The following is a 12930-nucleotide window of genomic DNA, read 5'->3' as shown; positions in this document are numbered from 1 at the left end:
GGGTCAGAGGAAGGCGTGACCCTCGCCCCGGTAGGTGGGCACGGTGGCCACGACCGCATCACCCTCGACCAGGTGCAACTCGTTGACGTGCTCGCACAGCTCGCCGGCCTTCGCGTGCCGGAACCAGACCCGGTCGCCGACCCGCAGCGCGCCCGCCGCCGCGCCGGCCAGCGGGGTCTGCACCTCGCCGGCGCCCTCGGTGCCGATCAGCCTCAGGCCCTCCGGCAACCACGGGCGGGGCAGCCGGCTGTCCTCGGCCGGGCCGGAGGCGATCCAGCCGCCGCCGAGCACGGTGGCCAGGCCGGGCCCCGGGCGGCGGACCACCGCGCAGGCGAAGACCGCCGACGGGGTGGGGCGCCAGGCGCGGTACGCGTCGAAGAGCGTCGGCCCGTACAGGCCCGACCCCGCGGTGACCTCGGTGACCGCGGGATCGGCGCTGGTCGCGGCCACGCTGCCGGTGCCGCCGCCGTTGACGAACTCCAGGTCGGCGTGTTCGCGTACGGCGGCCACCGCCGCGCCCCGGCGGGCCAGCAACTCGCGGTACGACCGGCGCTGGGCCAGCCGGATCGCGGAGCCGAGCACCGCCCGCCCGGGCGGCGCGTCGCCGAGGCCGGCGATCTGTGCCTCGTACGCCATCAGCCCGACCAGCCGGAAGCCCGCCCGGCCCGCGACGGTGGCGGCGAGCCGCCCGGCCGCCCGGGCGCTGTGCACCGGCGAGCGGCGCACCCCGACGTGCACCCGCCCGCCCAGCGGTCGCCACGAGGCGTCGAGGTCGAGGCAGACCCGCAGCTGCGGGCGGCGCCCGGGCGGGCACACCGCGTCGACGAGGTCGAGCTGGTCGGTGCCGTCGATCATCAGCGTGACGGCGCGGGCGAGCGCCGGGTCGGCGGCGAGCGCGGCCAGCGCCCCCCGGTCGGCCGTGGGGTACGCCACCAGGGCGTCGTCGGTCACCCCGGCGCGGACCAGCCAGCTCGCCTCGGGCAGGGTGAAGGCCATCACGCCCCGCCAGCCGGGTCGCGCCAGCGCCCGGCCGATCAGTTCCCGGGCGCGGACCGACTTGCTGGCGATCCGGACGGGCTTGCCGTCGGCCCGCTCGGCCAGCGCGGCCGCGTTGCCGTCGAAGGCCGCGAGGTCGACGACGGCGTACGGCGGGTCGAGGTGCGCGGTCGCCCGGTCGAGGCGGTCACGAAGTTTGTCGCTTTCGATGGCCACGTGTGCACGCTAACTGTCCGACGGTCAATGCGAAATACCCTCGCGTCTGTCCGGGCTGCGGGCGGTGGTCGCGGCGGCCTAGGCTCGGCGAACAGGAGAATGTCGCGGCGGGGCGGGTCCCCGCCGGGTCTAGAGTGTTCCAGCGGGACTGCCCAGCGATGGGCCGGCACGTGGAGGTACGGCCATCGAAAGCCAGTTCAACGGCGAGTCGCCCGGCGTGTCGCCGTCCTCGAACCCGCCCGGCGGCGCCGCCGAGAAGCCCGGGGCCGACCTTTCCGGCTACGCGGGCATCCGCTCCGTACTGCGGATCACCCCGTTCCGCCGGCTCTGGATCGTGCTCGGCGCGGCGTCCTTCGGTGACTGGTTCGGCCTCCTCGCCACCAGCGTCTTCGCCGCCTCCCAGGTCGAGGGGAGCACCGCCAAGGGCGCCGCCTTCGGTGGCGTCATCGCCATCCGGCTGCTGCCGGCGCTGGTGCTCGGCCCGATCGCCGGCGTGCTGGCCGACCGCTTCGACCGGCGCTGGACGATGGTCATCTGCGACGTGCTGCGCTTCCTGCTCTTCGCCTCGATCCCGCTGGTGGCCCTGCTCGGCGCCCCGGGCGGGACGGTGGTCCTCTGGGCGGCGATCGCCACCTTCCTGATCGAGTCGCTCACGCTGCTGTGGATCCCGGCCAAGGAGGCCGCGGTCCCCAACCTGATCCCGCGCGCCCGGCTGGAGGCCGCCAACCAGCTCACGCTGATCACCACGTACGGCCTCACCCCGGTCCTCGCCGCGCTGATCCTCGCCGCGCTCGACGGCATCGTGCGGGCGGCCACCGGGGGCGCGACGCCGGGCTGGGCCGAGCCGGCCCAACTGGCGCTCTGGTTCAACGCGTTCTCCCGGCTGGCCACCGCACTGGTGGTGGCGTACGGCATCAAGGAGATCAGCCAGGGGCAGGCCGACGAGCGGGAGCGCACCGAGCAGAGCATGGTGCGCCAGTTCAAGGAGGGCTGGCGCTACATCGGCCAGACCCCGCTGGTCCGCGGCCTGGTGCTCGGCATCTTCGGCGCGTTCGCCGGCGGCGGCATCGTGATCGGCACCGCCAAGTTCTTCGCCACCTCGCTCGGCGCCGGCGACGCCGCCTTCTACCTGCTCTTCGGTGCCATCTTCGTCGGCCTCGCGCTGGGCATCGGGCTCGGCCCGATGATCGTCAAGGACATGTCCCGGCGGCGCTGGTTCGGCATGAGCATCGTGCTGGCCAGCGCCTCGGTGATGGCCCTGGCCTTCGCCATCCACCTCTCCATGGCGATGGTCGGCGCGATCCTGGTCGGCGCGGGCGCCGGCATGGCCTTCCTCTCCGGCACCACCCTGCTCGGCGGGGAGATCGCCGACGAGGTGCGCGGCCGGGTCTTCGCGGTGGTGCAGATCGGCACCCGGCTGGTGCTCATCCTGGCGATCGGCCTGAGCAGCCTGCTCGCCGGCGTCGGCGGCTCGCGCCGGCTGGAGCTGGCCGACCTGGGCGTCTCGATCTCGTCCACCCGGCTGCTGCTGCTGGCGGCCGGTGCCGCCGGCATCTTCGCCGGGATCAGCGCGTTCGGGCAGATGGACGACAAGAAGGGCGTCCCCGTCCTGGCCGACCTCTGGGGCTCGATCCGGGGCCGCCCGTTGATGCCGTCCGAGTCGTTCGTCTCCGCCGGGCTCTTCGTGGTCTTCGAGGGCGGCGAGGGCGCGGGGAAGTCCACCCAGCTCGCCGCGCTCGCCGAGCGGCTGCGTGGGCAGGCGCGGGAGGTGGTGGTGACCCGGGAGCCCGGCGCCACCGCCGTCGGCGAGCGGATCCGGTCGCTGCTGCTCGGCGCGCCCGGCTCCGACGTGCCGTCGCCCCGCGCCGAGGCGCTGCTCTACGCCGCCGACCGGGCGCACCACGTGGCCACCGTCGTCCGGCCGGCGCTCGTCCGGGGCGCGGTCGTGATCAGCGACCGGTACGTCGACTCGTCCCTGGCGTACCAGGGGGCGGGGCGGACGCTCCCCGTCGACGAGGTCTCCTGGCTCTCCTCCTGGGCCACCGGCGGGCTCAAGCCCGACCTGGTGGTGCTGCTGGACGTCGACCCGCGTACCGGCCTGGCCCGGGTGGCGAACCGCGCCGAGGCGGCGGACCGGCTGGAGGCCGAGTCGGTCGCCTTCCACGAGCGCGTCCGGTACGCCTTCCTCGACCTCGCCGCCGCCGACCCGAAGCGCTACCTGGTGCTCGACGCGTCCCGCCCCGCCGAGGAGATCGTCGGGCAGGTGGCCCGCCGGGTCGAGGCGATGCTCGGCAGCCCCGGCGGCATCGTGCACCCGCGCCCCGCGCAGGGGCCGGACACCTCGGTGCAGCCGGAGTTATCCGAATCGGAGCTGGTACCGATGGAGCACCGGACCTGATGCCGGACGTCTTCGCCGACCTGGTCGGGCAGGAGGAGGCGGTCGACACGCTGCGCCGTGCCGCCGCCGCGGCGGCGGCCGTGCTGCGCGCCGGTGCCGTCCCGCCCCCGACCGACGCCGTCGGGGACGAGCCCGACGCGCTCGCCGAGGAGGCCGGCGGCGCGCACCCGGAGGCGCGGGCGGCCGATCCGGGGGCGGGGATGACGCACGCCTGGATCTTCACCGGGCCGCCCGGGTCGGGCCGGTCGGTGGCCGCCCGGGCCTTCGCCGCCGCCCTGCAGTGCGCGTACGGCACCGGCTGCGGCGGGTGCCCCGGCTGCCACACCACGATGACCGGCACCCACGCCGACGTCCGGATGGTGGTGCCGGAGGGGCTCTCCATCGGCGTCAACGAGATGCGGGCGCTGGTGCTGCGCGCCGCCAGCACCCCGTCGGGCGGACGCTGGCAGGTGGTGATCATCGAGGATGCCGACCGGCTCACCGAGGCCGCCGGCAACGCGTTGCTCAAGGCCGTCGAGGAGCCCCCGCCGCGTACGGTCTTCCTGCTCTGCGCCCCGTCCACCCACCCGGACGACATCTCGGTGACCATCCGGTCGCGCTGCCGGGTCGTACCGCTGCGACAGCCGGCGCCGGACGCGGTGGCCGAGATGCTGGCCCGCCGGGACGGCGTCGTGCCCGACGTGGCGCGCTGGGCGGCGGCGGCCGCGCAGGGGCACGTGGGCCGGGCCCGTCGGCTGGCCCGCGACCCGGAGGCGCGCAAGCGCCGGGAGGCCGTGCTCGCGGTGCCGCGCCGGCTGACCGGCGTGGGTGCCGCGTTCGACGCGGCGTCGGCGCTGATCGAGGCGGCCGAGGCGGAGGCCGAGGCGTCGGTGGCCGAGGCCGCCGCGACCGAGCGGGCGGCGCTGGAGACCGCGCTCGGCGCGGGCGGCACCGGGCGGGGCGCGGCCGGCGCGATCCGGGGGGCCGCGGGGCAGCTGAAGGACCTGGAGAAGCGGCAGAAGTCGCGGGCCACCCGCGCGCAGCGCGACGCGCTGGACCGGGCGCTGGTCGACCTCGCCGGCTTCTACCGCGACGCGCTCACCATGGCGCTGCGCGCGCCCGTGTCGCCGGTGCACACCGACACCGCCGAGCTGGCCGCCGCCGGCGCGCAGAAGTGGGACGCCGAGGGCGCGCTGCGCCGCCTGGAGGCCGTGCTGGAGTGCCGGGCGGCGATCGAGGCGAACGTCAAGCCCCGGATCGCCCTGGAGGCGATGATGCTCTCGCTCTGGAAGGGCTGAACACCCCGACCGCCAGGGCGCCCCGCCGGACGGACCCGTCGTCCACAGGCATCGACAGCCGCAATTGCTGTGCGGTACGGTCCGTGTGCCGCGGTGACGGTGGCGGCACACAGAGTGATTCCCTGTCCCGGGAGGAGTCCGCCGATGCCGCGGGGGGAGATCGACGAGGCCTGGATCGAGGAGGCGGTGCGGCGCTACCGCCGGATCGAGTCGCTCCAGGCCGAGTTCGACCAGGCGGTGGCGACCGTCGAGGTCACCGTGCGCTCGCCCGACGGGCTGGTGGAGGTGGTGGTCACCGCCGGTGGGCGGATCACCGACGTCCGTTTCCTGGGGCCGCTGCACACCCGCAGTCCGCGCGACGTCGCCGGTTCGGTGCAGGCGGCGGTCACCGCGGCGGCCGACGCCGCCCAGTGGGCCCGCGAGAAGCTGCACAACGAGACCTTCACCGCCTACCGTCCGCTGGCGGGAGCCTGAGATGGAGAGCCTGCGCGCCCTCGCCGCCCGGCTCGACGAGGCGAGCGAGACCATGACCGCCGTGTCCCGCACGGTCACCGCCGGTGACCCGGCGCAGGCCGCCTTCGGCGCCGACGCCCCCGGCCGCCCCGGCGAGATCGGGCGGGCCCTGCACCGGCAGTGGACCGTCGCCACCGGCGACCGGGCCCGGGAGGCGCACGCCGCAGCCCAGCGGTTGGCCGCCGCCGCGGCGGCGGTGCGGGCAGCCGCCGACCACTACACCGACGCCGACCGCACCGCGCGCTACCGGTTGACCGGGGAGGCGTGATGGACGCGCTGGACCGGCTCGCCGAGCCCGGCGTCGATCTGCTGCGCCGGGTCGACGCGCTGCTCGCCGCCGGCGCGCCCGAGGGACACCGGGTCTGGCCGCTGCTGCGCCGGATGCAGGTGCTGCCCGGCGAGGCCGTCCGGCACTTCCTCGACCTGCATCCGGCACCGCTGGCCGCCGCCGGGCAGAGCACCCGCCGGCTGGTGCGGGGCTACGACGACGCCTGCTCCGCGCTGACCGACCCGGTGCTCTGGTCCGGCCCGGCCTGGTCGGCGTACGGGCAGACCCGGGCGGCGCTGCTGCGCCACCTCGACGAGGGGCCGGAGAGCCTGGTCGGCCGGCTTGAGTCGACCGCCGGCTACGCCGACGCCCTCGCCGACTGGGTGGAGGGCAGCCGGCTCGCGCTGGCCCGCGCGCTCGCCGACGTCCTCCGCTCCGCCGAGGCGGTGGCCGTGGTCGCGGCCACGTCGGTGCCGGGCGGCGCGCCGGCGGGCCGGGAGCCGACCGGGCCGGGCGGCATCGAGGCCGCCGAGATCGCCGCGCGGGTGCTGGCCGTGCTCTGCGTGGCCTACGACGGGGCCGAGACGCTGCTGCGCCAGTGGGCGCCGAGCCTCGCCGAGTCCCGCTGGCGGCCCCCGGCGGCCGAGCCCGCCCGCTACGACACCCCGACGCGGATCGGCTGGTAGCCCAGAGGTGGACGGATGCGTGGTGTAGTCGGGTCGCGACCGCCGGTCCGGCCGGCGGCGCCGAGTCGTCGTAGGGTGTGAGGCATGGGCATGCTCTGCGCGGTCAGCTTCCAGCGGTACGGGCGCCTCTACTACCTCGACCCGGGCGACCTGCGTCCCCAGGTCGGGGACAAGGTGCTGGTGCCGACGGACGACGGGCCCGAGGTGGCCGAGTGCGTCTGGGCGGCCCAGTGGGTCACCGAGGAGACCTCCGGCTTCCCCCGCCTGGCCGGGCTGGCCGGGGAGGAGGACCTGCGCCGCGACGAGGCACTGCGCCGGCGCAAGGCCGAGGCCAAGGTCGCGTCGAAGCGGCTGATCCGGGAGCACGGCCTGCCGATGAAGGTGGTGGCGATCGACCACGTGCTCGGGGCCGCGGAGGGGGGCGGCGAGCGGAGCACCATCTACTTCACCGCCCCGCACCGGGTGGACTTCCGGGCGCTGGTCCGGGACCTCGGGGCCACCCTGCACTGCCGGGTGGAGCTGCGCCAGCTCTCCGCGCGGGACTCGGCACGGGTGCAGGGCGGCATCGGCTCCTGCGGCCGGGACCTCTGCTGCGCCACCTTCCTCACCGACTTCGAGCCGGTCACCATCCGGATGGCGAAGGACCAGGACCTGCCGCTAAACCCGCTGCGCATCTCCGGCGCGTGCGGCCGCCTGATGTGCTGCCTGAAGTACGAACATCCGCTCTACGCCGGTGGCGGCAGCTTCCTGAAGGAGTGCAGCAAGGCCGGCTCATGCGGCCCGCGTAGGGCCTACGACACCCGGACCAGCCCCGCCTGACGGGCTGACGTCGCGCCCGGTTCGACAACCTCTCTTTCCGAATTGACCGACGAGGCGATCGCCCGCCAGATCGGGGTCGGGTACCGCACCGTGCAACGACGTACCGCCACGCTGATGAGCGACCTCGGTGCGAGTACCCGGTTCCTGGCCGCTGTCCAGGCGGCGTTTCGCCGGCTCTCCTCCCGCCCCGCGGGTGGTGGCGGGCCGTCGCCGCTCGACTGGCGGCGGTGACCGGGCCCGGCTGCCGGCCGCAGCGGAACGGGTGCCTCTCAGGTGATGGTGGTCGCGGGCTCGGCCAGGCGGGGGCGCAGCGGCTGCTTCGGGGCCAGCCAGGAGGACTCGGGGGACTGGTCGGGATTGACCTGCCAGTCGCGGGCCACCCGGTCGACGGCGATCGGGTAGATCGTCAGGCTGCCGTCGGGGTCGATGCGCAGCCGCAGGAACGCCTTGGCGTCCTCGATCCCCTGGCCGGCGAAGAGCTCGTTGACGTTCACCCCGAACGCGCCCGCCAGCACCAGGTACGCCGCCACCAGCTGGCTCGCGGCCAGCCCGCTCAGCGGCCCGTAGAGCACCGCCGCGGCGACCACGGGCAGCGGCCACGGCCAGTCGTAGAAGGGCAGGGCCAGCCAGGCCCAGGTGCCGGCGGTGGCCAGGCCGATCTGGGCCAGGCCGTGGCCCACCCCGAGGATCCAGTGCCGGGCGTGCCGCTTCCCGCCGGAGCTGGGCGGCTTGGCGAAGAACGCCGCGCCGAGCATCGTGACGATCAGCATCGCCATCAGCGGCACGCTGAAGAGCCGCTGCTCGGTGCCCGCCGGGTTGCTCGCGACGCCGGCCATCGCCAGCATCAGCAGCGTGTGCAGGGTGCCCAGCAGGGTGGTGAAGCCCGGGTTGCGCAGCGGCAGCCGGGGGAAGATCCCCCAGGCGTACCGCCGGGAGCGGGCGGCCTCCGGGTAGCGGCCGACCAGCTCGTACGGGCGGGAGGTGCTGGCCCGCCGGGCGAGGGTGTCGGGCGGCGGCACCTCGATCCGCTCCGGGAGCTTGTGCGTCGGGTAGAGGTACGCGCCGCCGCCCCCGCAGGTGATGAGCTGCCGGTCCGGGCCGGCGTAGCGGGCGTAGTGGTGCAGGTCGCCGGAGATCAGCAGCCGCACCTGGGCACCGGTGGGCGCGACGATCGTACGGATGAAGTAGTCGATCGAGTCGTACGCCGTGGGGTGGTCGACGGCCTTGACCCACGTCGGCGCCGGCACGGCCAGGATCACCCGGCTGTCGGGGCCCAGCCGCTCGGCGACCCGGTCGAAGTAGGTGAGCTGCGGGTCGTCCAGGTACGAGCCGGACTGGTCGTCGAGGCCGAGCAGCCACCACCCGGCGGGGAGCTCCACCGCGAAGTACGAGCGGGACTGGCCGGTGTCCCAGCCGCCGAAGTGCCGGTCCCGGGAGCGGACGAAGAGCCGCAGGAAGGCGGTCAGGCCGTCGTACCAGTCGTGGTTGCCGGGAACCGCGAAGAGCGTGGGCCGCTCGGGCGGGGTGACCGGCAGCGCGGCCTGGTACGGCCCCTTGCACCGGTCCTCGTACGCCTCGTAGGCCGCCGAGGGGTAGACCTGGTCGCCGCCCATCACCAGGGTCTGCGCGCGCGGCAGCCGGTGCCCGTCGACCTCCAGCTCGGGCTGGGCGATGAGGTAGGCCACCGAGTAGGTGGCGTTGAAGCCGTCGCCCAGGTCGGCCACGTAGTCCAGCCAGAGCCCGCCGTCCGGCCCGACCTGCCTCGCGATGACCGCGTCGAGGGAGTTCTGCAGCTCCCGCTTGTCCAGGTACGCCCCGAAGAGCATCGCCAGCAGCGTACGGATGCCGGTGCTGATCAGCAGGAACGGCGCGAGCCACGGCACCGGCTTGCGCGGGGTGAAGCCCAGCTCCCGGGGATCGGTGCCGCGCGGCCGGCGCGCCGCCCGCCCGCCGGCCGCCTCGCTCGCGTACGGGCTCTCCGCCGGGCCGTCCTGCGGCTCCACGTCGAGGGCGCGATCGTCGTTCACCCGCCGCAGCGTAGTCCCGGGCGGCGGCGGTCGCTGTCCGGCGGACGACGGATCGTGCCCGGACGTCCGCGTGGGGAACCCGCTCGGCCGGCGCGCGGTACGTGCCGTACACTTGCTGATCGTTGCCGCCTTAGCTCAGTCGGCTAGAGCGACGCACTCGTAATGCGTAGGTCGACGGTTCGATTCCGTCAGGCGGCTCGGTGTAGAAGCCCAGGTCAACGACCTGGGCTTCGCCGTTTCCCAAGGTCGACCACACCGCATCCCGGCCCTCCTCGACGAGGAGATCCGCTCTCCGGACCGCGCGAAGCCGACGTGACACCGGTATCGTCCGCCGCCACGTTGTGGAATGCCTTCCGGGCGGGGGGGGGGGGGATCGGAACGATGTCGTGGACGTAACCCGACGGTTCAGGGTCCATGGCGTCCTGATCACGGCTGGTGGGGCCGGTGTTCTCAGCTTTCGTGGGAGGCCTGGCACACCGGCGACCCCGATCGCCTCCGCCCTTCCCTCCGGGCCGCCGCGGTGGCGAGGCGTGCCGTACGGTCGATCCATGCCGGCACCCGATGACGTCCTGGCCGCCCTCCGCGACTTCGTGGTTCGCGTCGACGCGCTCGACCCGGCCGCGCCACGGCAGGGCGAGCTGCTCATCGGCCTGCGGGGCGTGGAGTCGAGGCTGTCGCTGAGCGCCCCCGTCGCCCGCGCCCTGGTGGAGGCGCTGCGGGCGTACCACGACCCGCGCGACCGGGGTCGTTGCGACCACTGCGGCGGCGGGCGCCTGGACGAGAACTTCATCTGCGGCGACTGCGGGCGGCCCAGTGGGCTGTTCGGGCAGCTGATCTCCGAGCGGGCCGCCCGGCACACCGCGCAGGGCGCGATCCCGGCGGCACCGGCCGCGGGCGGTCGGCACGCCCGGGACGACGCTCGCTGACCCCGTTCCGTGCCGACGGAGGGAGTCCCGGAGGCTCCGTCGCCGGGGCGGTGATGTCGGTCGTGGTCGCTACCCTCCCGGCGTGACCGATCCGGTGACGCGCACGGGTGCCGACCGTGGAGGACGGGGCGAGGTGCCGTGACCACGGGCACCGCCCGTCGGCCCGCACACTGACCGTACGCAGTCCGCCACGCTCAGGAGGCAGCCTCATGCAGTACGCACCCGTCGTCGTCGCCCTGCCGATCGCCGACCGCCCGACCTCGTACCGCTTCTACTCCGAGGGGCTCGGCCTGGAGGTCGTCGGGGAGCCGGCCGAGGACGGCGTCCCCGAGCCGTTGCAGTACGCGCTCAACGACGGCCTCCGCATCATGCTGGTGCCGACCGGCGGCTTCGGCTGGGTCATCGGCGGACGCGAGGTGGCCGGGCGCGGGCAGAGCGAGTGCCTCGTCAGCCTCCCGGCCGCGACGCCGGCCGAGGTCGACGAGGTCGTCGGGCGGGCCCGCGCCGCCGGTGCGGAGGTCGTCGTCGAGCCGGGTCCGCAGCCGTGGGGCTACACGGGCACCTTCGCCGACCCGGACGGCCACCTCTGGACGGTGCTCGCGGAGGCGCACTGACGCGCCGCCGGAGGGCCGGACGGGGCCGGGACGAGCGGACGGCCCGGGTCACGGGGACCCGGGCCGTCCGCTGACAGGAGCAGGCGTACGAGAGCGATCAGAGGGTGCGGTGCGGGTAGCCGGCGGGGCCCGTCTCCGGGACGACCTCGACCTCGGTCACCTCGGTCACCACGTACTCCGTGTCGGTGGTCGCCGGCCGGACATCGGAGTCGGAGTCGGAGCCACGCTTCGCGGCCGCCGCGGCGACTCCGGCAGCCGCGGCCCCGGCCACGGCGGCGCCCGCCGCCACGGCCTTGCCGGAGACCCCGGCGCTGCCGCTGTCGCCGCGGGTGGCTGCGGCGTGCTCGACGCCCGGCGTGCCGACCCCGACGCCGCTGTCGACCGTGCCGCGCCAGGCGCCGGTCTCGACGCCCCGTTCCTCGATGTACGACTTGAACTTCCGCAGGTCGGACTCGGCCTGCCGCTCGATGATGTTGAGCTTGTCGCCGGCCTTCTCGAGCAGGCCCTCGGGCTCGTATTCGAGGTGCAGGCTGACCATGGTGCGGTCGACGCCGATGGGCTGGAAGTAGACCGCCCCGGCGTTGGTCACGCCCTCGGTCGCCGCCCAGGACACCTTCTGGTCGGGCACCTGCTCCAGGACGCTGGCGTCCCACTCGCGCTGCACGCCGCCGATCTCGGCGACCCAGTGCATCCGCCTGTCGTCGAGCTGGCGCACCTCACGCACGCCGCCCATGAAGCGGGGGAACTCCTCGAACTGCGTCCACTGGTTGTACGCGGTGCTGACCGGAACCTGCACCTCGATGGACTTCTCGACCTTCGTGGTCATGGCAATCCTCCTCGTCAGGTCGAACGTTCTCCTTGGGTAAGAGCCGTCCTCGTCTGACGAACTCCCTACCCCCGACGAGGACGGCTAACCGCCGGACCTGCCCGAACCGCCACAGTGGACGGCCGGTCAGTCGGCGGTGTCGGGGAGTCCGCGCAGGTTGCGGACGGGTGAGAGGGCCACCCAGAGCACCCCGGCGAGCGCGCCCGCGGTCGCGATCCAGAGCGCCGGCCGCACGCCGAGGGTGCTGCCGAGCGCGCCGCCGAGCAGTGCGCCGATCGGCCGGACGCCGTAGTTGACGGTGCGTCGGGCCCCGGCGACGCGGGCCAGCAGGGACTCCGGGGTGAGGGCGGTCTGGACGGAGCCGACCGTGATGTCGAGCAGCATCACCCCGAGCGCGGAGAGGAACTCCGCGGCGAAGAGCATCCCGACCACCAGCGGTGTCGGCCCGCCGGCGAGCGGGATGAGCAGCATGGGGGCGGGGAAGAGGACGAAGCCGGCCAGCAGCGTCGGCCCGACGCCGAGGCGGCGGACCAGCCGGCCCGTGAGCGCCGCACCGATCAGGCCGCCCACGGCGCCCGCGCCCAGCACCGCCCCCAGCAGGCCGGGCGAGAGGCCGAGTGCCTGGGTGGCGTAGAGCACGAAGAGCGCGCTGAACATGAAGTTGAACAGGTTGACGGTGGTGGTGCCGAGCAGGATCGCGCGCATCATCGGCGTCCGCGCGATGAAGCCCAACCCGGCGCCGAGGGCCAGTCCGCCGCCGCGGGCGGGCGCCGGCTCCGGCGGCCGGATCCGCACCAGGAAGTACGCGGACACGACGTACGACAGGGCGTCGGCGACGAGGGCGATCGGGGCGGTGAGCACCTGCACCAGGACGCCCCCGATGCTCGGCCCGGCCACCAGGGACATCGCCCGGCTGCCGTTGAGCAGGGTGTTGGCCTCGACGTAGTCGGGTCGCCCGACGACGGAGACGAAGAGCGGTCCCCGGGCGACCTCGAAGATCACGGCGAGCGTGCCGATCGCGAAGGCCGCCACGTAGAGCTGCGGCATCGTCAGCACGTCCAGCAGGTACGCCACCGGCACGGCGGTGAGCAGCAGCGCCCGCCCGAGGTCCGTGAGGATCATGAGCCTGCGCTTGTACGGGTGCCGGTCCACCCAGGCGCCGGCGAGCAGCGAGAAGAGCAGGTTCGGGGCGAGCGCGGCGGCGGTCAGGTAGCCCATCTCGGCCGGGCTCGCCTGGAACACCAGCACGGCCAGCAGCGGCAGGGCCAGGGTGGAGACCTCGTCGCCGAAGTAGGAGACGGTCTGCGCCGACCAGAACCGGCGGAACACCCGCTCGCGCAGCAGCCGGGGCAGCGGACCGTGCC

At 74.8% G+C, this 12930-nt stretch carries 11 protein-coding genes, 1 tRNA gene and 2 pseudogenes; 10 read left to right on the top strand and 4 right to left on the bottom strand.

Going from position 1 to position 12930, the window contains the following annotated elements; genetic code table 11:
* Nucleotides 1–3: 3 nt before the first annotated feature.
* Entirely contained in the window at nt 4–1212 is a 1209-nt protein-coding gene (locus V6V16_RS03225; protein ID WP_334559298.1) for an amino acid deaminase/aldolase, read from the bottom strand.
* Nucleotides 1213–1546: 334 nt separating this feature from the next.
* Between V6V16_RS03225 and tmk the strand changes: the two genes are divergently transcribed.
* From tmk to V6V16_RS03190, 7 genes and pseudogenes are all read left to right on the top strand, one after another.
* Nucleotides 1547–3610 carry a dTMP kinase gene (tmk, locus tag V6V16_RS03220; RefSeq protein WP_442934023.1) on the top strand — a complete coding sequence of 688 codons (2064 nt, stop codon included), beginning with the start codon at nt 1547–1549 and terminating at the stop codon, nt 3608–3610.
* On the top strand, nt 3610–4887 hold the full coding sequence (locus V6V16_RS03215) for a DNA polymerase III subunit delta' (protein ID WP_334559296.1): 1278 nt from the start codon (nt 3610–3612) through the stop codon (nt 4885–4887). The genes tmk and V6V16_RS03215 overlap by 1 nt, the downstream gene beginning before the upstream one ends.
* A gap of 144 nt (nt 4888–5031) precedes the next feature.
* Nucleotides 5032–5361, top strand: a complete 330-nt coding sequence (locus V6V16_RS03210; protein WP_334559295.1) for a YbaB/EbfC family nucleoid-associated protein — start codon at nt 5032–5034, stop codon at nt 5359–5361.
* A 1-nt stretch (nt 5362) separates the two neighbouring features.
* Entirely contained in the window at nt 5363–5668 is a 306-nt protein-coding gene (locus V6V16_RS03205) for a hypothetical protein (protein WP_334559294.1), read from the top strand.
* Nucleotides 5668–6354 carry a hypothetical protein gene (locus V6V16_RS03200; RefSeq protein ID WP_334559293.1) on the top strand — a complete coding sequence of 229 codons (687 nt, stop codon included), beginning with the start codon at nt 5668–5670 and terminating at the stop codon, nt 6352–6354. Before V6V16_RS03205 ends, V6V16_RS03200 begins: the two co-directional genes overlap by 1 nt.
* Before the next feature lie 84 nt (nt 6355–6438).
* Nucleotides 6439–7083, top strand: a pseudogene (locus V6V16_RS03195) (PSP1 domain-containing protein); the annotation flags it as partial.
* A gap of 132 nt (nt 7084–7215) precedes the next feature.
* On the top strand, nt 7216–7404 hold the full coding sequence (locus V6V16_RS03190) for a hypothetical protein (RefSeq protein ID WP_334559290.1): 189 nt from the start codon (nt 7216–7218) through the stop codon (nt 7402–7404).
* 38 nt (nt 7405–7442) lie between these two features.
* Here the strand turns inward: V6V16_RS03190 and V6V16_RS03185 are convergent, their stop codons facing one another.
* On the bottom strand, nt 7443–9176 hold the full coding sequence (locus V6V16_RS03185) for a metallophosphoesterase family protein (protein WP_442934022.1): 1734 nt from the start codon (nt 9174–9176) through the stop codon (nt 7443–7445).
* Between the two features lie 148 nt (nt 9177–9324).
* Here V6V16_RS03185 and V6V16_RS03180 point away from each other — a divergent pair.
* From V6V16_RS03180 to V6V16_RS03170, 3 genes are all read left to right on the top strand, one after another.
* A tRNA-Thr gene (locus tag V6V16_RS03180) sits at nt 9325–9398 on the top strand.
* Between the two features lie 350 nt (nt 9399–9748).
* The gene (locus V6V16_RS03175) at nt 9749–10126 is read left to right on the top strand and encodes a hypothetical protein (RefSeq protein WP_334559287.1); all 378 of its coding nucleotides are present in this window, start codon (nt 9749–9751) and stop codon (nt 10124–10126) included.
* 209 nt (nt 10127–10335) lie between these two features.
* On the top strand, nt 10336–10740 hold the full coding sequence (locus tag V6V16_RS03170; RefSeq protein WP_334559285.1) for a VOC family protein: 405 nt from the start codon (nt 10336–10338) through the stop codon (nt 10738–10740).
* A gap of 376 nt (nt 10741–11116) precedes the next feature.
* Here V6V16_RS03170 and V6V16_RS03165 read toward each other — a convergent pair.
* Nucleotides 11117–11566, bottom strand: a pseudogene (locus V6V16_RS03165) (SRPBCC family protein); the annotation flags it as partial.
* A 126-nt stretch (nt 11567–11692) separates the two neighbouring features.
* Nucleotides 11693–12919: an MFS transporter gene (locus tag V6V16_RS03160; RefSeq protein ID WP_334559408.1), complete on the bottom strand. Its 1227-nt coding sequence runs from the start codon at nt 12917–12919 to the stop codon at nt 11693–11695.
* Between the last annotated feature and the right edge of the window lie 11 nt (nt 12920–12930).

It is taken from the genome of Micromonospora sp. CPCC 205561 (assembly GCF_036906775.1).
Taxonomy (GTDB): Bacteria; Actinomycetota; Actinomycetes; order Mycobacteriales; family Micromonosporaceae; genus Micromonospora.
Note: the sequence above shows the minus strand (reverse complement) of the source record. Positions and strands in the feature narration are given on the sequence as shown.